Below are 18,928 nucleotides of genomic sequence, written 5' to 3'. Positions count from 1 at the left end.
CAAACACCTTTGCGCCCGAGGGCGCACAGCGCTGTCGGGCGTTGACCTCCAGCCTCGAGGGCCGGTCGGCGGGTCGAAAAGAAAGCCTTTCCGAGAAAGTGGCGGGGTTAAACGCCGCTCACGCCCAAAAGTCAAGGAAAGTTAGGGTGCCGGCGTGCCTTTGGTAGGGCAAGATGCTGAAAATGTGATCCTTTTGGCGACGGGTTCCTTTTCCGTCGGGCCCGCCCATATAGCCGCTGATGCCTTACCGTTCCGACCATCCCTAGTAGCCCGTCGTGCCCGTCACCCGCCGCCGCCTATTCGGACTGCTCGCCGGAGCCGGTGCTCTGGTCGGCGTCCCCTCCTTCTGGATGTCCAGCATGAAAACCTATGACGGCCCCGCCTCCGACCATTTCAACGGCCTGCACTTCTTCGATCCGGACGGGGCGCCGCCGAAGTCGCTTCGTGAGGTGCTGCGCTGGCAGTTCGGCGGCGGACGGCAGCGCGCGAAATGGCCGGACTGGGCCCCCAGCCCTCATGCCGACACCCCGCCGGAGCGTGTCGACGGTGACAAGGTGCGGCTCTCCTTCGTCGGCCACGCCAGCTGGCTGATCCAGGCCGGCGGTCTCAACATCCTGGTCGATCCCGTCTGGTCGATGCGGGTCTCGCCGGTCGCCTGGGCCGGACCGAAGCGGCACAACGATCCCGGCATCGCCTTTGAGAGACTGCCGAAGATCGATGTCGTGCTGGTCTCGCACGGGCACTACGATCATCTTGATATCGTGACGCTGTCGCGGCTCACCAAGAATTTCGCTCCGCGCGTGGTCACCCCGCTCGGCAACGACGTCACGATGCGCAGCGCCGATCCCACGATCAAGGTCGAAGCGTTCGACTGGCACGATCGTGTCGAGCTCGGCGAAGGCGTCGCCGTGCATCTGGTGCCGACCCGGCACTGGACCGCGCGCGGCCTGTTCGACCGCAACAAGGCGCTGTGGGCGAGCTTCGTATTGGAGACGCCGGCCGGAAAGATCTACGTCGTCTGCGATTCCGGCTATGGCGACGGCCGGCACTTTCGCCGCGTCGCCGAGAAGCACGGGAAGCTGCGCCTGGCGATCCTGCCCATTGGCGCCTACGAGCCGCGCTGGTTCATGCGCGACCAGCACATGAACCCCGAGGACGCGGTGAAGGCGCTGGCCGATTGCGGCGCCGAGGCCGCGCTCGGGCATCACCACGGCACGTTCCAGCTGACGGACGAAGCAATCGAAGCGCCGGCCAAGGCGCTGGTCGAAGCGCTCGATACGGCGAAGATTCCGCAGGAGCGGTTCGTGGCGATGATGCCGGGACAGGTGGTGGAGATTTAGGTCGTGTATCCATAAACCCGGCGGCTTGATGCGACGAAAGCAATGTCCGCTTTGCTGCCATAGCGACAAGTGCGTGCGGCTCTGCGCCGTTGAACCAGAAAGCCCATGACGCAACAAAACCACCATGGATTTCTTTTGGTCGGAAGACCTAGATTAATCGATGGATGGAGCCGGCCTGTGGGATTTTTGCTGAGAATTGTGCTTGCAACCGCTCTCGTGAACCTTGCTCCGGCCGTCGCCCAGGCGAAGAATGCCATCGCTTCTCCTGCCTTGCAGAAGGAATTCGATGGCTTCATCGAGAAGTTTCGCGCGGCGCTGAAGGCAAACGATTCCGCCGCCGTCGCCGGTATGACACGATTGCCGTTCATGAACGACGACGCAATTCGCGACGCCGCGCAATTTGGCGCCAAGACCTATCGGACCTCGTTCACGGCGAAAAATCGCGAGTGTATCCAGCGCGGCAAGGCCGTCTACAATCGCGATGACTATAAGAACGACAGTTACTTCGTCTTCTGCGGCGAGCTCATCTTCGTCTTTACCAAGACGCCGGCGGGGTTCCTTTTTACTGATATCAGCGCGAATGATTGATCAGGCAACAATGCTATCCCCTGCCGCCGGACGTATGATCGGGTCGCCGGCCGATTGGTGTTGCGGCGATGCGCCTCTTACAAAAGAGGCTACTGCCCCTGCTTGATCGCCCAGCTCACATTCACCGTTACCGTCAGCGTCTCCTCGCCGGGCGCGACTGCGGCAGGCGCCGCCATCGGAGCTGTTGCCATGCGGCCCTTGAACAGCGGCACCGGGCCACCGCCTTCGGCGACGTTGAGCGGCGGTCCCAACGTCACTCCCGTGGCCTTGGCGTAGATCTCCGCCTTGCGGCGCGCATCCGCCACTGCTTGCTCGCGCGCATCGTCGAGCAGTTTTGAGGCCTGCGTCACCTCGAACGAGATGTTGCCGATGTCGTTGGCCCCGGCGCTGACCAGCGTGTCGATGATGCCGGCCACCTTGGTCACGTCGCGGATCTTCATGGTGACGCGGTTGCTCGCGCGGAAGCCGACCACGGGCGAGGCGCCGGTGGATTTGTTCTGGCCGTATTGCGGCTGCAGCGACAGGCGCGAGGTCTGGTAATCCTTCTCGTCGATCCCTGCGCCCTTCAGCGCCAAGAGCACTTTGCCCATCGCGGCGTTGTTGGCATCGGAGGCTTCCTTCGCCGTCTTGGCGTCGTTGGCGACGCCGGCATCGATGTGCGCGAGATCTGGCGCCACGGAGATCATGGCCTCGCCGCTCACCGTGATGGCGGACGGAAAATCGTCGGCGCGTACGGGCGCGGCGAGCAGCGTGGTGGCAAGGACGGCGGCAAGTAGGGCAGGCTTTTTCATCAGTCTCACTTCAGCGGCACGAAAACGTTGATCACGAGCTTGTCCTCGGCCGTCTTCAGGGGATCGGTGAGGTACTCCTCGATGAAGGTGTCCTTGGCTTCCAGTCTCTTGTCGTCGAGGTGATTGGTGATCGCCTCATAGGTGTTGTCCATGTTGTCGTAGGAGCCGCGATGGACGAATTTCAGCGCCTTGCCTTCAGGCGATTTGCCGATGCTCATGTCCTTGGACAGGTTCTTGGGATCCTGGTCGACCGGGATCTCGGCGAGGAAGGTGAAGCCGGTGTCGTCGGTCGAGGTGTAGACGATCATCGAATTGCCTGATGGCTTGATGCCTTGCTTGTCCAGCAGCGTGTTCAGGGCCTTGAATGCGTCGATCAACGTGTCGAAGGCCGAGTCCCAATTGGCAGTGCCCTTGACCATCACGACCCTCCTGGCCTCGAGCGTGGTCTCGAGGCCAAAGGGATCCGCAGTCTGCACCGGGGCAGGAGTCGCGGCCGCGGCGGGCGGCGGGGCCGTCGGGGCGGGTGACGGTGAAGCGCTCGCTGCGGGCGAAGGCGTCGCCGTTGCCGAAGGCGAGGCGCTGGCCGCCGGCGACGGGCTCGCCGCCGGGGCTGGCGAAGCGCTCGCGGCTGGGGCAGGCGTTGCCGATGGCGCAGGCGAGGGGCTCGCCGACGCGGCCGGCGCCGGGCTGGGTATCTGTGCCGGAGCCGCGGACAGGCCAATCGACATGGCCGCCGCCGGGATCAGCGCGGCCAGAGCGAGACGACGAAAACCAATCATTCTGTTCTCCCCAAGGCCTTGATCCATCAAGGCCCTAATTCATCAAGGCCTTACCCACCAAGGCCTCAACCCGGCCGCGCGTCCCGGTTTGCGCGAACCGTGCCGTTCTAACACGCGAGCGCCGAATTCGTCCCATGACAGATGCGTCATGGCAGGCACCTTGGCCGATGTCCTGGCTCGCGGCCGCAAATCACTGGCCAAGCGGCCGAGGATCGCCATATAAGGCAGGCGAAATTCGGGAATTTTCATGAGCGCGCTGGCCAACCACGCATTTGCCAAGATGAACGGCATCGGCAACGAGATCGTCGTTGTCGACATGCGCGATTCCGCAGGCCGGGTCACGCCGGACGACGCCCGCGCCGTGGCGTCGGCGCATGGCGGCGTTCCCTACGACCAGCTCATGGTGCTGCAGAAGCCGCGGCTCGACGGCACCGAGGCCTTCATCAGCATCTACAACAATGACGGCTCCGAGGCCGGCGCCTGCGGCAACGGCATGCGCTGCGTCGTGCGCCGCATCTTCGAGAAGACCGGGCAGACCACCGCGACCTTCGAGACGGCCGCCGGCCTGCTCAATGCCTGGCAGGGCCCCGCATCCGATCTCTACACGGTCGACATGGGCGCACCGAAGTTCGGCTGGCAGGACATTCCGCTGGCGGAAGAGTTTCGCGATACGCGCTACATCGAATTGCAGATTGGGCCGATCGACAATCCCATCCTGCATTCGCCCTCCGTGGTGAGCATGGGCAATCCGCATGCGGTGTTCTGGGTCGAGGACGTCAACGCCTATGATCTCGGCCGCTTCGGTCCGCTCTTGGAAAACCATCCGATCTTCCCCGAGCGCGCCAACATCACGCTCGCCCATATCGTCGATCGCGAGCACATCACGATCCGCACCTGGGAGCGCGGTGCCGGCCTGACCAAGGCGTGCGGGTCGGCGGCCTGTGCCACGGCGGTCGCCGCCGCGCGGCTGAAGCGCGCCGAGCGCAAGGTCGAGATCACGTTGCCCGGCGGCAAGCTCGGCATCGAATGGCGCGAGCGCGACGATCACGTGCTGATGACGGGCACCGCGACCTTGGAATACGAGGGCCATTTCGATCCGGCGCTGTTCGCGCCGGTCGGCTGATGGCTGTCGACATCGTCACCTTCGGCTGCCGCCTCAACGCCTTCGAGGCCGAGGTGATCCGCAGCAAAGCGGAGAGCGCAGGGCTTTCCGACACCATCGTCATCAACAGCTGCGCCGTCACCAACGAGGCGGTGGCGCAGGCGCGCCAGTCGATCCGCAAGCTGAAGCGCGAGCGCCCCGAAGCGCGCATCGTCGTCACCGGCTGCGCGGCGCAGACGCAAAGCGCGATGTTCGCCGACATGGCGGAGGTCGATCGCGTCGTCGGCAATGACGACAAGATGCGTGCCGAAGTCTGGCGCGAAGCCCGCGATGCATTTGCCATCGGCGCGAGCGAGAAGATCGCCGTCAGCGACATCATGGCGGTGAAGGAGATGGCGCCGCATCTCATCGACGGCTATGCGAGCGGTCTGCCCCGCGTGTTCGTGCAGGTGCAGAACGGCTGCGATCATCGCTGCACCTTCTGCATCATCCCCTATGGCCGCGGCAATTCACGCTCGGTGCCGATGGGCGCAGTGGTCGAGCAGGTGCGGACGCTGGCGGAGCGCGGCCATGCCGAGATCGTGCTGACCGGCGTCGATCTCACCAGCTATGGCACCGACCTGCCCGGCGCGCCGAAACTCGGCATGCTGACCAAGCAGATCTTGCGGCATGTGCCGGAGCTGAAGCGCCTGCGCATCTCCTCGATCGATTCGATCGAGGCCGATGGCGATCTGCTCGACGCCATCGCCGACGACCCGCGCCTAATGCCGCATCTGCACCTGTCGCTGCAGTCCGGCGACGACATGATCCTGAAGCGCATGAAGCGGCGGCATTCGCGCAATGACGCCATCGCGTTTTGCGACCAGGTGCGCCGGCTGCGACCCGACGTCGCCTTCGGCGCCGACATCATCGCGGGCTTCCCGACCGAGACCGAGGAGATGTTTTCGCGCTCGCTCGACCTCGTCGAAGAATGCGGGCTGACTTTCCTCCACGTCTTCCCCTATTCCCCGCGTCCCGGCACGCCGGCCGCGCGGATGCCGCAGGTGGCGGGCGGTGCGATCAAGGAGCGTGCGAAGCGGTTGCGCGCTACGGGCGAAGCGGCGCTGCGGCGGCGGCTGCAAGCCGAGGTCGGCGCGACACGCGATGTGCTGATCGAGAGCGAGAGGCAGGGACGAACCGAGCACTATCTGCCGGTGGCGATTGCAGGCGAGCGGGTGGGGAGCGTGGTGCCGCGAAGGATCGCAGGCTGTGACGGCGAGCGTCTCACTACATAGTCGGTGTCGTCGCCCGGCTTGACCGGGCGACCCAGTACGCCGCGGCTTCTCGATTCAATCGCTGACGTCTCTGGAAACTGGATTCCCCGCTCCAGTGCGCGATTGCGCACAAGGCGGGGATGACACCGCGGATGTGGTGCGCAGTGCACCTCAAGAGTCTACAACGCCCTTACCTGCCAGAACCGCAGTGTCCGCTTTGCGGTCTCCGTCGTCATTTTCGCAAAATGCCCCTGCGCTCTTGCAAGATCCGCCGGCTTCATCGCACCTGTCGCAAAACGGCTTTCGAGCACGGCCACGGTCGTCTCCCAGCCGAGCTGCGCGGCCTTGCACGGCACCAGCAGACCGTCCTCGCGCAGACTCTGCATCAGCGGGCGAATCACCTCGACCGTCGACCCGGACAACGCCGCCAGGGCCGCCACCGTCTCCTCATAGCGCCGCTGTCTGGCGAAGCCGAACAGCGTCGCCTCATTGAGCTGGCCGCTCGCCTTGAGATTCGCAATCGCGCGCTTGGCGCCTTCGAAATCGCGCACCCCGGACATCTCGCGCTCAACGCCGATGGTGACGGCTGCGATCGCGCTCTGGATTTCCTCGAACAGATGCGCCGGGGCGCGCGACAATAGGCGGGTGCGCACGGCATCCGTCGCCGAGCGCAGAAATTGGCGGCGCAGATCCGACGGCAAATCGACGCGAACGCCGACGCTCACGGCAAGCTCAGGATCACTCTCGGCCTGGCCGACGATGATGGCAAATCCGCCTCCGGAGACGCGTGCGCCGGGATTCGCGGTGAGCCGCCGGCTGACGCTGGGATAGCGGCGCGCCAGCAGCGCGTCGGTGACGATCTCCTTCAGCCACCAGCGGCCGGCGACCGCGAGCAGATGCGGCTCGCCCTTGCTTGAGGCGATCTTCACCAGCTCGCCATCGTCGAGGCGCGCGGATTCCTGCAGCACGGGACCGGCGATGCGGATCTCGTCATTGTTGGCGAGGCGGCGCATCACGGACGGCGGCGCCTGGGCGATCGGCGCCAGCTGCGCGCTGATCTCGGCGAGTGCCACGCGTGCGCCCATATCGGCAATGGCGCGCAGCTCGATGGTGCCAATCAGGCGCTCGAGCACGTCGTCGAACAGCGCGATCTGCTCGTCGTCGAAATTGCCGGCGGAAGACAGGAACAGGTCGGTGACGCGCCGGGCCGTCTCCAGCCCCTTGTCCGGCGAGCCCATCCGAATCGCGGATTCGACCTCGTCGATGATCGATAGCCCGGCCTTGGTCATCACGCGCGGCTCGTCCTGAGCGGTTACGGAAGCTTTTTCTAAGCAACCGTGATCATTAGAGGCGAGCGCTGAAGGTTTGGTAAACCATGGGGGGCCGACGGCTGGGACGCTTCGGCGAGATGCAGCTGCGAAAGCGGTGCGCTCCCTCCCCCGCTTGCGGGGGAGGGTTGGGGAGAGGGTGTCTCCACAACGGGACTATCCCCAAGAGGAGAAAGCTCTCACCCGGCGCTACGCGCCGACCTCTCCCGCAAGCGGGAGAGGTGAACGACAGCGGCACGCGCCGCTATTCCCCATTCCACCCGCAAGCCCTGAGCTTCTCGTGCATGTGGGGCGGGGCCGGAGCGACCACGCGGACCGGCTCCTTGTTCCGGGAGATCGGCACCACGATCTCGCGGGAATGCAGGTGCAGCTTCGGCTCGCCGAAGCGCGGGCCGTTGCCGTAAATGTTATCGCCGAAGATCGGCCATCCGCTCTCGGCCGAATGCACCCGCAATTGATGGGTCCGGCCGGTGACGGGTTCCATGGCGAGCCAGGTGAAACCGTCGCCCCGGCCCATCACCTTCCAGTTGGTGATGGCCTTCTGCCCCTCCGGATCCGGCTTCTGCCACCAGCCGCGCTCGGCATTGAGCCGGCCCAGCGGCATGTCGATGGTGCCTTCGTCTTCGGCAGGGCCGCCCTCGACCACGGTCCAGTAGGTCTTGCCGATCTTGCCGTGCTTGAACAGCAGGCCGAGCGACGCCGTGGCTTTGCGATGGCGGCCGAGCACGAGGCACCCCGAGGTGTCCTTGTCCAGCCGGTGGGCCAGCACCGGCGGCCGCGGCAGGCCGAAGCGCAGCGCGTCGAAGCAGGCTTCCAGGTTCGGCCCGCCCTTGGGGCCGCGATGCACCGGCAGGCCGGCCGGCTTGTCGATCACCAGCATCAGCCCGTCGCGATGGAGCACGCGCGCCAGGATTTCGTCTGATGTCAATTGGGGAACATCGAGCAAGGATAACGACTTTCGGTCAAGACTTTCGTTTACAGGCCGGAACGGCTAACACGCCACCATGAACGATACCACCTCCGACACCCCCAAACTGAGCTGGTGGCGCCGCCTGTCCAACGGGCTGAAGCGCACCTCGTCCTCGCTCGGGACCGCGGTCGCCGACCTCGTCACCAAGCGCAAGCTCGACCGCGCCATGCTCGACGACATCGAGGACGTGCTGTTGCGCGCCGACCTTGGCACGCAGGTCGCGGTGCGGATCGCCGACGCTGTCGGTGCAGGGCGTTACGACAAGGCAATCTCGGCGGACGAGGTCAAGGACGTCGTCGCGACCGAGGTCGAGAAGGTGCTGGCGCCGGTGGCAAAGCCGCTCGAGATCGATGCAGCCAAGAAGCCGTTCGTCATTCTCGTCGTCGGCGTCAACGGCTCCGGCAAGACCACCACCATCGGAAAGCTGTCACAGAAATTCGCGTCCGAAGGCCGCAAGGTCATGCTCGCCGCCGGCGATACGTTTCGCGCCGCCGCGATCGAGCAGCTCAAGGTCTGGGGTGAGCGGACCAAGACGCCGGTCATCGCGGGCGCGCAAGGATCGGATTCGGCCAGCCTCGCCTTCAACGCGCTCACCGCGGCGAAGGAACAGAACATCGACGTGCTCCTGATCGACACCGCCGGCCGTCTGCAGAACAAGGCCGAGCTGATGAACGAGCTCGAAAAGGTCGTGCGCGTCATCCGCAAGGTGGATGACACTGCGCCGCATGCGGTGCTGCTTGTGCTTGACGCGACTGTGGGCCAGAACGCGCTGTCGCAGGTCGAGGCCTTTCATCGCACCGCTGGCGTCACCGGCCTCGTCATGACCAAGCTCGACGGCACCGCGCGCGGCGGCATTTTGGTGGCGCTCGCGGAGAAGTTCAAGCTGCCGGTGCATTTCATCGGCGTCGGCGAAGGCGTCGACGATCTCGCGCCGTTCACCGCGCGCGATTTCGCCCGCGCCATTGCCGGAATCGAATAGCTTCATCCTTCGAGGCGCCGCTTGCGCGGCTCCTCAGGATGAGGTCGTGCCACATAAGAGGTCCTCATCCTGAGGAGACCGCGAAGCGGTCGTCTCGAAGGATGGGAGAGACGGAAGAGAGAATGGACAAGACCCAGCCGCATCCGCTGTTCAAGCTTGCGACCGAGCTCGGTCCGCTGCTCGTGTTCTTCTTCGTCAATGCGAAGTTCAATCTGTTCGCCGCGACCGGCGCCTTCATGGTCGCGATCGTGGCGGCGATGGCCGCCTCCTATGTGGTGACCCGCCACATCCCGATCATGGCGATCGTGACGGGCGTGATCGTGCTGGTGTTCGGCACGCTGACCTTGGTGCTGCACGACGAGACCTTCATCAAGGTCAAGCCGACCATCATCTATGGCCTGTTCGCCGCGATCCTCGGCGGCGGCCTGTTATTCGGCCGCTCTTTCATCGCCGTGATGTTCGACCAGATGTTCAATCTGACGCCGCAGGGCTGGCGTATCCTCACGCTGCGCTGGGCGCTGTTCTTCGCCGGCCTTGCGGTGCTGAACGAGATCATCTGGCGTACCCAGAGCACGGACTTCTGGGTGAACTTCAAGGTGTTCGGCGTCACCCCGATCACGATGATCTTCGCCATCGCCCAGATGCCGTTGACCAAGCGCTACGGGATCGCGCCAGCATCGCTGGAAGCGAGCGAGGCGGAAGCGGGGGATGTAAGGAAGGGGTAACGGTCTCTCCGCTCGCAATGACGGACTTGGCTAAGACCCCGCCTTCAACGCCTTCTCCAGCTGCGGCAACAACACCGTCCGCAAATTGTCCGGCGTGATCGGGCCCACCAGCTTGTAGACGATGGTGCCCTCGCGGCCGACGACAAACGTCTCCGGCACGCCGTAGACGCCCCATTCGATCGAGGCGCGGCCGTTGGCGTCGACGCCGACGCGGCTGAACGGGTTGCCGTAGCGGCCGAGGAACCGGCGTGCGTTATCGGCGGCGTCCTTATAATTGATGCCGACCAGCTGGAAACGCTTGTCCTTGGCGAGCTCGGTCAGCAGCGGCGCCTCGTCGTGGCACGGCACGCACCAGGACGCCCAGACATTGACGAGGCTGACCTGGCCCTTGAACGCGGCGGGATCGAGCCCCGGCACCTGCGCATTGTCGGCCTGCAAGCCCTCGAGCGGTGGCAGCATGGTCTGCGGCGCCGGCCGGCCGATTAGCGCCGAAGGAATTCGCGAGGGATCGCCGCTGCCGAGCCGGAACCAGAACAGCAGCGCAAGGCCGAGGAAGGCGATCAGCGGCAGCGCCATCAGGAAGGTGCGGCGCTGCGGCGGAGTGGAGCCCGACTGATCGCTCATCGCAGCTCCGTCGCGTTGCGGCCTGAGCGGCGGGTGATGCCGCGCTCCTCCAGCTCGCGCAGGCGCTGCGTCTGGCTGCGATAATCGAGCATGACCCAGCCAATCAGGATCACGACCACGAGAGCGGCAGCTGCGTAAGACGTCACGATGAAAGACGCGTAAGGACCAAGTGACATCGTCATGCGGCCTTCTGGCTCGCCTGCATCATTTGCAGGGAGCGCACACGGCGGCGCAGGATCTCGTTGCGCATTGCGGCCAGATGCAACGTGACGAACAGCAGCGTGAAGGCGATCGCCATCACCAGCAGCGGAATCAGGAAGGATTTGTCGAGCGTCGAGCCGCCCACGCGCATCACCGACGCGGGCTGATGCAGCGTGTTCCACCAGTCGACAGAGAACTTGATGATGGGCAGGTTGATCGCGCCGACCAGCGTCAGCACCGCCGCGGCGCGCGCCGCGCGCGCGGGATCGTCGACCGCGCGCCACAGCGCCATCAGGCCGAGATACATCAGGAACAGGATCAGCACCGACGTCAGCCGCGCATCCCATTCCCAATAGGTGCCCCACATCGGCCGGCCCCACAACGAGCCCGTGAGCAGCGCGAGGAAGGTGAAGGCGGCGCCGATCGGCGCTGCCGCTTTCGCCGCGACGTCGGCGAGCGGATGCCGCCACACCAGGGTGCCCAATGATGCGATGCTCATCACGCCCCAGACGAACATCGACAGCCAGGCATTGGGCACGTGGATGAACATGATCTTGACGGTCGCGCCCTGCTGATAGTCGTCCGGCGCGTATGCGGATTGATAAAGGCCGATGGTGAGCAGGATGACGGTCGTGGCCGCGAGCCACGGCAACACCCGCGCTGTCAGCGCGAGGAACCGCGTGGGGTTGGCGAGGTCGATCAGCGACATGGTAAACCTGATAATCACCGGGGGCCGCTCAGGCAATCAGCATAAAAGCGGGCAGCGAAAGTTGATCGGGGTCAAGGTCAGTCCAGTCCATGCCGCAGGCTCGCCGCCGCCGCGAACGGGCCGATCACGAGGCTGATCAGCGACAGTGCGCACAGGATCGAGAACGGCGCGCCGAAGGTCATGGGACCAACGATCACCGCCTGCGAGGCCGCAACCCCGAAAATCAGCACCGGAATCGACAGCGGCAGCACCAGCACGGCCATCAGCAGCCCGCCGCGATGCAGCGTCACCGCCAGCGCCGCGCCGATCATGCCGGTGAAGGTCAGGGCCGGCGTGCCCGCCAGCAGCGTCAGCGCCACCGCAACCGTGGCGACCATGTCGAGGTTGAGCAAGAGGCCGAGCACAGGGGTTGCGACAATCAGCGGCAGGCCGGCGGCCAGCCAATGCGCCAGCGCCTTGGCGGCGCAGGCAAGTTCCAGCGGGGTCCGGCTCATCGTGATCAGGTCGAGTGAGCCGTCCTCATGGTCGGCCATGAACAGCCGATCCAGGGTCAGCAGGCTCGCCAGCAGCGCGCCGAGCCACAGGATCGCCGGTCCCAGCCGCGACAGCAGCGCCAGATCCGGGCCCACGGCGAACGGCATCAGCACCACCACGGTCAGGAAGAACAGCACTCCGATCAGCGCCCCACCGCCGACGCGGAGCGCGATCCTGATATCCCGGCGGATCAGGGCGGACAGGGCGGTCATTGGGGGCTCCCGTTCTGCCCCAAGGGCGGTGTGCTCCCTCCCCCGCTTGCGGGGGAGGGCTGGGGAGAGGGTGTCTCGACAACGAAGACTTCCCCAGAGGAGAGAACCCTCACCCGGCGCCATAGCCGATGCAAAGCATCGGCGTTTTCAAGGGACGGCGGCCAAGGGCCGCCTATGCCGACCTCTCCCGCAAGCGGGAGAGGCGAGGGAGCCCGCGGCGACGCCTCCTTCTCTGCATCGGCCTTCGCTAAAGCTTCGGCGGACAAGAGGGGGGAGGGAACGGAGAGTTTCGGGCCCAGCCGCTTGGAAAGCTGAGGGTGCATCGGAATCACGCGACACCCCCGATCCGCAGCTCCCGCGATTCGATCCCCAGCGGGGCATGGGTCGCCGCGATGATCATGCCGCCGGCGGCCAGATGCTCACGCATCAGGCCGCCGAACATGTCCTGGCCGGCCACATCCAGCGCGTTGGTCGGCTCATCCAGCAGCCAGACCGGACGGCGGACGGTCAGCAGCCGGGCCAGCGACAGCCGGCGACGCTGGCCGGCCGATAGGAAGCCCGCGGGCAGATGGGTGGCATGGTCAAGGCCGACAGTCGCGAGGCTCTCGGCGAAGTCAAAACGCTCGCCGCCGAGAAAATCAGCCCAAAACGTCAGATTTTCGGCCACGCTCAGCGCCGGCTTCAGGGCATCGCGATGGCCGAGATAGTGGCATTGCTCCGGCAATGTCAGCTCGGCGTCGCCGCCGTCGAGCGCGATCGTCCCGCCGGCGGGAATCAGCAGGCCCGCGATCAGCCGCAGCAGCGAGGTCTTGCCCGATCCGTTGCGGCCCATCACCGCCAGGGCTTCGCCCGAGCTGGCCGCGAAATCGAGCCCGGCGAACACTTCGCGGCCGCCCCGCACGCATCTGAGCCCGTGACCTGCCAGCCGCATCTCGCCTCGTTTCAACCCGCTCACGGCCAGGCCTCAGGAAATCTTGGGGTAGCGCATGGGAATTTTTGGCTCAGCAATTGCTGCGGCACGATTGTGGCTGTGGCGGCGCGGTTAGAAAGCTTCTATAAGCCCGGAACTACTTGATGCAGCAACTCAACCTGCCCCTGCAAGCGGCCCAGCCTGATACGCTGACGGTGTTAAAATACCCTGCCGGGTATAACTAACAATTGGGATCTCCTTTCATGACCTCGCTCGACAGCTTCAAATGCAAAAAGACCCTCAAGGTCGGCGCCAAGACCTATGTCTATTACAGCCTGCCCACGGCCGAGAAGAATGGTCTGAAGGGAATTTCCAAACTTCCCTATTCGATGAAGGTCCTGCTCGAGAATCTGCTGCGCAACGAGGACGGCCGCTCGGTCAAGAAGGAAGACATCGTCGCGGTCTCGAAATGGCTGCGCAAGAAGTCGCTGGAGCATGAGATCGCCTTCCGCCCGGCGCGCGTCCTGATGCAGGACTTCACCGGCGTGCCGGCGGTGGTCGACCTCGCCGCGATGCGCAACGCGATGCAGAAGCTCGGCGGCGATGCGGAGAAGATCAATCCGCTGGTGCCGGTCGACCTCGTCATCGACCACTCCGTGATCGTGAACTTCTTCGGCGACAACAAGGCCTTCGGCAAGAACGTCACCGAGGAATACAAGCAGAACCAGGAGCGCTACGAGTTCCTGAAGTGGGGCCAGAAGGCGTTCTCGAACTTCTCCGTCGTGCCGCCCGGCACCGGCATCTGCCACCAGGTCAATCTCGAATATCTGGCCCAGACCGTCTGGACCAAGAAGGAGAAGATGACGGTCGGCAAGAAGACCGGCACCTTCGAGGTCGCCTATCCCGATTCGCTGGTCGGCACCGATTCCCACACCACCATGGTGAACGGTCTCGCCGTGCTCGGCTGGGGGGTCGGCGGCATCGAGGCGGAGGCCTGCATGCTCGGCCAGCCGCTGTCAATGCTGCTGCCGAACGTCGTCGGATTCAAGCTGAAGGGCGCGCTGAAGGAAGGCGTCACCGCGACCGACCTCGTGCTGACGGTGACGCAGATGCTGCGCAAGCTCGGCGTCGTCGGCAAGTTCGTCGAGTTCTTCGGCCCCGGCCTCGACCACCTCTCGGTCGCCGACAAGGCGACCATTGCCAACATGGCGCCCGAATACGGCGCGACCTGCGGCTTCTTCCCGGTCGACGCCGCCGCGCTCGATTATCTCAAGACCTCCGGCCGCGCCGCGGCGCGCGTCGCGCTGGTGCAGGCCTATGCCAAGGCGCAGGGCCTGTTCCGCACTGCCAAATCGCCCGATCCGGTGTTCACGGAATTGCTGACACTGGACCTCGGCGACGTCGTGCCGTCGATGGCCGGTCCGAAGCGTCCCGAAGGCCGCATCGCGCTGCCCTCGGTGGCCGAAGGCTTCTCGCTCGCGCTCGCCAGTGAATACAAGAAGGCCGAGGAGCCGGCGAAGCGTTTCCCGGTCGAAGGCAAGGACTTCGATCTCCGTCATGGCGACGTCGTGATCGCGGCGATCACCTCCTGCACCAACACCTCGAATCCCAGCGTGTTGATCGGTGCGGGCCTGCTCGCGCGTAACGCGGCGGCCAAGGGCCTGAAAGCGAAGCCGTGGGTGAAGACCTCGCTCGCCCCGGGCAGCCAGGTCGTGGCGGAGTATCTCGCCAATTCCGGCCTCCAGAAGGATCTCGATAAGGTCGGTTTCAACCTGGTCGGCTTCGGCTGCACCACCTGCATCGGCAATTCCGGTCCGCTGCCGGAGGAGATCTCGAAGTCGATCAACGACAACGGCATCGTCGCCGCTGCCGTGCTCTCCGGTAACCGCAACTTCGAAGGCCGCGTCTCGCCGGACGTGCAGGCGAACTATCTGGCCTCGCCGCCGCTGGTCGTTGCGCACGCGCTCGCCGGCAGCGTCACCAAGAACCTCGCCACCGAGCCGCTCGGCGAGGGCAAGGACGGCAAGCCGGTGTACCTGAAGGACATCTGGCCGACGGCCAAGGAGATCAACGCCTTCATGAAGAAGTTCGTGACCGCGTCGATCTTCAAGAAGAAATATGCCGACGTGTTCAAGGGCGACACCAACTGGCGCAAGATCAAGACGGTCGAGAGCGAGACCTATCGCTGGAACATGTCTTCGACCTATGTGCAGAATCCGCCCTACTTCGAAGGCATGAAGAAGGAGCCGGAGCCGGTCACCGACATCGTCGAGGCGCGCATCCTCGCCATGTTCGGCGACAAGATCACCACCGACCACATCTCGCCGGCCGGTTCGATCAAGCTCACCTCGCCCGCCGGCAAATATCTCAGCGAGCACCAGGTGCGCCCCGCAGACTTCAATCAGTACGGCACGCGCCGCGGCAACCATGAAGTGATGATGCGCGGCACCTTCGCCAACATCCGCATCAAGAACTTCATGCTGAAGGGCGCGGATGGAAACATCCCTGAGGGCGGCCTGACCAAGCACTGGCCAGACGGCGAGCAGATGTCGATCTACGACGCCGCGATGAAGTACCAGGAAGACAAGGTGCCGCTGGTGGTGTTCGCCGGCGCCGAATACGGCAACGGCTCCTCGCGCGACTGGGCCGCCAAGGGCACGCGCCTGCTCGGCGTGCGCGCCGTGATCTGCCAGAGCTTCGAGCGCATCCACCGCTCCAACCTGGTCGGCATGGGCGTGCTGCCGCTGACCTTCGAGGAAGGCACCTCCTGGCAGTCGCTGGGCCTGAAGGGCGACGAGAAGGTGACCATCCGCGGCCTCGTCGGCGACCTCAAGCCGCGCCAGAAGCTGATCGCGGAGATCGTCTCCGGCGACGGTTCGCTGCAGCGCGTTTCGCTGCTCTGCCGCATCGATACGCTGGACGAGCTCGACTACTACCGCAACGGCGGCATCCTACACTACGTGCTGCGCAAGCTCGCGGCGTAAGCGCGGATTTGTGAACGATGGCTCACTGCGAAGTGAGTAGAAGCCTAAACGAAGGCGGCCTATCAAAGGCCGCCTTCGCGCGTTTGCGGCATGCTTCAGACGGGCCCGCCCGGCGGAAAACCTCCCTTGGACGGTTGCCTGGACGGACGAAAGTGCCGCGCCCCCGTAAGACTACGGTGACCATCAGGCGATAAGATTTTCCCTCTCACGAGCAATGGTGTGCGGCGTTCGACATGACAACAATGACGGCTACTTATCCGATTTCGCGCTGGTCTGGTGCCCTCTGGTCGGGAGCTCTCGGCATCTGTGCGATCATCGCCGTCATCCGCCCCGCCGAGGCTGATCCCCGCGCCGTTGTCGAATTGTTTACCTCGCAGGGTTGCTCGTCCTGTCCGCCGGCCGACCAGATCATCGGCGATCTCTCCAAAGATCCCTCGGTCATCGCGCTGAGCATGCCGATCGACTATTGGGACTATCTCGGCTGGAAGGACACGCTGGCGGATTCGCGCTTCTCTGCACGGCAGCGTGCCTATTCGCGCATGCGCGGCGACCGCGAAGTTTATACACCGCAAGTCGTCGTCAACGGCTCCACGCATGTGATCGGCAGCGACCGCGCCGGCATCGAGGGTGCGATCGGCAAGACCGACAAGGGCACCGGCGTGATGAGCGTGCCGGTGACGATGTCACTCTCGGGCAAGCAGATCAACGTCTCGGTGGCCGCAAGCAAGGAGCCCGCGGTCTCGCGCGGCGAAGTCTGGATCTGCTCGATCGCCAAGTCGGTGCCGATCGCTATCACCCGCGGCGAGAATCGCGGACAGCAGGTCACCTATCACAACGTGGTGCGCAACCTGCTCAAGGTCGGCGACTGGACCGGCCGTCCGGAAAGCTGGACGGTGCCGATCGAGAACCTCACGCGCGACGGCGTCGATGGCGCGGTGGTCTATGTCCAGGACGGCAGCCGGGAGAAGCCGGGCCCGATGCTCGGCGCGGCGTACACGTCGCTGCACTGATTCGAATTTCCTTCCAGCGCTGCGTTCGCTCTCACTCCTCGTGGTGAGGAGCGCGCCCTTGCGCGCGTCTCGAACCATGAAAGGCCCCGCCGATGCAGCTCGGCCCTGCATCCTTCGAGACGCCGCGCAAAGAGCGCGGCTCTCAGAATGAGGGGAGAGAGTTCTCGCGCTGATGAGACGAAGGCCGGAACCATCCCGACACAAACAAAAAAGGACCAACTTGCGTTGGCCCTCCTTGCCGTGCGTACAGACCCGATCCTGTTCGACCCCGGGGGGCTGGGGGCTGAGGAATCCGGAACCGAAAGGACCGGGTCAACGCACGTGCACCTTTTCGCAATGCAGGGCGGCAGGCGCTTGGCGGAAAAGCGGCGAGACTAAGATTCTTGAGCACGATCCCGTGACGGTTTGCCGCGAAAGAGTTCCACCCCTGCGTGTGGTCCGATTGGCACCCGATTCCACCGGTTGAGCCGCTCGGCTCGTTGGGCTCTGAGCCGAGTTCCATCGAGAGGCCTTGCGGAGGACAGCGGTTGGCGCAATCATGCAACTGTCATGATCCGCGGTTTCCGGGGACGGTCTTCGCGGACGCGGGTCATTGCCGTGCGATGAGGAGGCGCTTCCCATGAGCCTGATGTCGGAGGATGCCGATCCGAGCGAGCATCGCGCGGCGGCGCGCCCCGCCGCGAATGCGCAGCCGAACCGGGTGACCTTCAACCGGCTCGAGCTGCACCGTATTCTCAATCTCTATGGCCGCATGGTCGCCGACGGCGAGTGGCGCGACTACGCCATCGACTTTCTGAAGGACCGCGCCGTGTTCTCGGTCTATCGCCGCGCCTCCGAAGTGCCGATCTATCGCATCGAGAAGGATCCGCGGCTCGCGCGCAAACAGGGCATGTACAGCGTGATCTCGGCGACGGGCCTGATCCTGCGCCGCGGCCATGAGCTCGAGCGGGTGTTGCTGGTGATCGATCGGAAGCTGGCGGTGGTGTGACGACCTTCGGTCGTCATTCCGGGGCGCGACGAAGTTGCGAACCCCGGCGCGCGATTGCGCGCCTGAGAATCTCGATCCATATCGCTCGCTCATAACTTCCGGATTCCGGGTTCGCGCTTCGCGCGCCCCGGAATGACAGGCGCCCTTAATTCCCCGGCACCGTGCGCGCGCCCTCGCCGAGGTCACGCTGCATCATCACGGTATCGAGCCATCGGCCGAATTTCAGCCCGACATTGGGATGCGTGCCGATCATCTTGAAGCCGCACCGGGTGTGCACGCCGATCGATCCGGCATTGGCGGAATCGCCGATCACGGCGATCATCTGGCGGAAGCCGCGCGCCTCGCATTCGGCGATCAGCCGCTCCAGCAGCGCAGAGCCGACACCGCGGCGGTGGAAAGAGGGATCGAGATAGATCGAGTTCTCGACCGTGAAGCGGTAGGCCGGCCGCGGGCGGTAGGCGCCGGCATAGGCATAGCCGGCGATGCGGCCGTCCAGCGTGGCGACCAAGTAGGGATAGCCGCCGTCGATCAGCACACGATAGCGGCGCGTCATCTCGGCAAGGTCGGGCGGCTCCAGCTCGAACGTCGCGGTGCCCTCGCGGACGGCCTGCTGGTAGATGGCGGTGATGGCGGGAAGGTCGGCCTCGGTCGTGGGCCTGATTTCGGGGGCGGACATAAGGGGAAGATTAGAACCTTCGCCCGGCTGCTGGAAGGGGCCTCGGCGTCTCCACTCCCGTCATTGCGAGCGTAGCGAAGCAATCCAGAAATGCATCCGCGGAGGGGCTCTGGATTGCTTCGTCGCAAGGGCTCCTCGCAATGACGGCGCATGTGGGTGGGCCACGGGCCAAACAAAAACCCCGGCCTCTCGGCCGGGGTTCGTGTCCGTTCTCTCGTCGTTGCG

At 64.9% G+C, this 18,928-nt stretch carries 19 protein-coding genes; 9 read left to right on the top strand and 10 right to left on the bottom strand.

The window, feature by feature from the left end; translation table 11 throughout:
• The first annotated feature begins 275 nt into the window (after positions 1-275).
• Together YU9_RS0111760 and YU9_RS0111755 are read left to right on the top strand one after the other, a co-directional pair.
• Positions 276-1,340 carry an MBL fold metallo-hydrolase gene (locus YU9_RS0111760; protein WP_027573009.1) on the top strand — a complete coding sequence of 355 codons (1,065 nt, stop codon included), beginning with the start codon at positions 276-278 and terminating at the stop codon, positions 1,338-1,340.
• 177 nt (positions 1,341-1,517) lie between these two features.
• Complete coding sequence (locus tag YU9_RS0111755) at positions 1,518-1,928, top strand: hypothetical protein (protein ID WP_027573008.1); 411 nt, start codon at positions 1,518-1,520, stop codon at positions 1,926-1,928.
• A gap of 89 nt (positions 1,929-2,017) precedes the next feature.
• Here YU9_RS0111755 and YU9_RS0111750 read toward each other — a convergent pair whose 3' ends face one another.
• Positions 2,018-2,719 (bottom strand): SIMPL domain-containing protein, encoded by a 702-nt coding sequence (locus YU9_RS0111750; protein WP_027573007.1) that lies wholly within the window; start codon positions 2,717-2,719, stop codon positions 2,018-2,020.
• 5 nt (positions 2,720-2,724) lie between these two features.
• The gene (locus YU9_RS45665; RefSeq protein ID WP_027573006.1) at positions 2,725-3,498 is read right to left on the bottom strand and encodes a GyrI-like domain-containing protein; all 774 of its coding nucleotides are present in this window, start codon (positions 3,496-3,498) and stop codon (positions 2,725-2,727) included.
• Positions 3,499-3,745: 247 nt separating this feature from the next.
• On the opposite strand from YU9_RS45665, the gene dapF reads away from it, so the two are divergent.
• Positions 3,746-4,621: a diaminopimelate epimerase gene (gene dapF / locus YU9_RS0111740; protein ID WP_027573005.1), complete on the top strand. Its 876-nt coding sequence runs from the start codon at positions 3,746-3,748 to the stop codon at positions 4,619-4,621.
• On the top strand, positions 4,621-5,874 hold the full coding sequence (gene mtaB, locus YU9_RS0111735) for a tRNA (N(6)-L-threonylcarbamoyladenosine(37)-C(2))-methylthiotransferase MtaB (protein WP_027573004.1): 1,254 nt from the start codon (positions 4,621-4,623) through the stop codon (positions 5,872-5,874). The genes dapF and mtaB overlap by 1 nt, the downstream gene beginning before the upstream one ends.
• A gap of 158 nt (positions 5,875-6,032) precedes the next feature.
• Here the strand turns inward: mtaB and YU9_RS0111730 are convergent, their stop codons facing one another.
• Together YU9_RS0111730 and YU9_RS0111725 are read right to left on the bottom strand one after the other, a co-directional pair.
• On the bottom strand, positions 6,033-7,142 hold the full coding sequence (locus YU9_RS0111730) for a DUF2336 domain-containing protein (protein ID WP_027573003.1): 1,110 nt from the start codon (positions 7,140-7,142) through the stop codon (positions 6,033-6,035).
• A 283-nt stretch (positions 7,143-7,425) separates the two neighbouring features.
• Positions 7,426-8,127, bottom strand: coding sequence for an RluA family pseudouridine synthase (locus YU9_RS0111725; protein WP_027573002.1), 702 nt, complete (start codon positions 8,125-8,127; stop codon positions 7,426-7,428).
• Between the two features lie 58 nt (positions 8,128-8,185).
• On the opposite strand from YU9_RS0111725, the gene ftsY reads away from it, so the two are divergent.
• Positions 8,186-9,130 carry a signal recognition particle-docking protein FtsY gene (ftsY, locus tag YU9_RS0111720; protein WP_027573001.1) on the top strand — a complete coding sequence of 315 codons (945 nt, stop codon included), beginning with the start codon at positions 8,186-8,188 and terminating at the stop codon, positions 9,128-9,130.
• 122 nt (positions 9,131-9,252) lie between these two features.
• Positions 9,253-9,855 carry a septation protein A gene (locus YU9_RS0111715; RefSeq protein ID WP_027573000.1) on the top strand — a complete coding sequence of 201 codons (603 nt, stop codon included), beginning with the start codon at positions 9,253-9,255 and terminating at the stop codon, positions 9,853-9,855.
• 30 nt (positions 9,856-9,885) lie between these two features.
• Here YU9_RS0111715 and YU9_RS0111710 read toward each other — a convergent pair whose 3' ends face one another.
• The 5 genes from YU9_RS0111710 to ccmA form a co-directional block, all read right to left on the bottom strand.
• Positions 9,886-10,479 (bottom strand): DsbE family thiol:disulfide interchange protein, encoded by a 594-nt coding sequence (locus YU9_RS0111710; RefSeq protein WP_027572999.1) that lies wholly within the window; start codon positions 10,477-10,479, stop codon positions 9,886-9,888.
• Positions 10,476-10,661 (bottom strand): heme exporter protein CcmD, encoded by a 186-nt coding sequence (gene ccmD / locus YU9_RS0111705; RefSeq protein WP_027572998.1) that lies wholly within the window; start codon positions 10,659-10,661, stop codon positions 10,476-10,478. Before ccmD ends, YU9_RS0111710 begins: the two co-directional genes overlap by 4 nt.
• On the bottom strand, positions 10,658-11,389 hold the full coding sequence (locus YU9_RS0111700) for a heme ABC transporter permease (protein WP_027572997.1): 732 nt from the start codon (positions 11,387-11,389) through the stop codon (positions 10,658-10,660). Before YU9_RS0111700 ends, ccmD begins: the two co-directional genes overlap by 4 nt.
• 77 nt (positions 11,390-11,466) lie before the next feature.
• Entirely contained in the window at positions 11,467-12,135 is a 669-nt protein-coding gene (gene ccmB / locus YU9_RS0111695) for a heme exporter protein CcmB (protein WP_027572996.1), read from the bottom strand.
• Positions 12,136-12,463: 328 nt separating this feature from the next.
• Positions 12,464-13,066, bottom strand: coding sequence for a heme ABC exporter ATP-binding protein CcmA (gene ccmA / locus YU9_RS0111690; RefSeq protein ID WP_027572995.1), 603 nt, complete (start codon positions 13,064-13,066; stop codon positions 12,464-12,466).
• A gap of 242 nt (positions 13,067-13,308) precedes the next feature.
• On the opposite strand from ccmA, the gene acnA reads away from it, so the two are divergent.
• From acnA to YU9_RS0111670, 3 genes are all read left to right on the top strand, one after another.
• Positions 13,309-16,029 carry an aconitate hydratase AcnA gene (gene acnA / locus YU9_RS0111685; protein ID WP_027572994.1) on the top strand — a complete coding sequence of 907 codons (2,721 nt, stop codon included), beginning with the start codon at positions 13,309-13,311 and terminating at the stop codon, positions 16,027-16,029.
• 233 nt (positions 16,030-16,262) lie between these two features.
• On the top strand, positions 16,263-17,039 hold the full coding sequence (locus tag YU9_RS0111680; RefSeq protein WP_027572993.1) for a thioredoxin family protein: 777 nt from the start codon (positions 16,263-16,265) through the stop codon (positions 17,037-17,039).
• A 619-nt stretch (positions 17,040-17,658) separates the two neighbouring features.
• Positions 17,659-18,027 (top strand): DUF2794 domain-containing protein, encoded by a 369-nt coding sequence (locus tag YU9_RS0111670; RefSeq protein ID WP_027572991.1) that lies wholly within the window; start codon positions 17,659-17,661, stop codon positions 18,025-18,027.
• A 145-nt stretch (positions 18,028-18,172) separates the two neighbouring features.
• On the opposite strand, the gene YU9_RS0111665 is transcribed toward YU9_RS0111670, so the two are convergent.
• On the bottom strand, positions 18,173-18,703 hold the full coding sequence (locus YU9_RS0111665) for a GNAT family N-acetyltransferase (RefSeq protein WP_027572990.1): 531 nt from the start codon (positions 18,701-18,703) through the stop codon (positions 18,173-18,175).
• Positions 18,704-18,928 lie beyond the last annotated feature (225 nt).

The sequence above is a fragment of the Bradyrhizobium sp. WSM1743 genome (assembly GCF_000473065.1).
In the GTDB taxonomy this organism is placed as follows: Bacteria; Pseudomonadota; Alphaproteobacteria; order Rhizobiales; family Xanthobacteraceae; genus Bradyrhizobium.
This window is presented reverse-complemented; position numbering and strand designations above follow the sequence as displayed.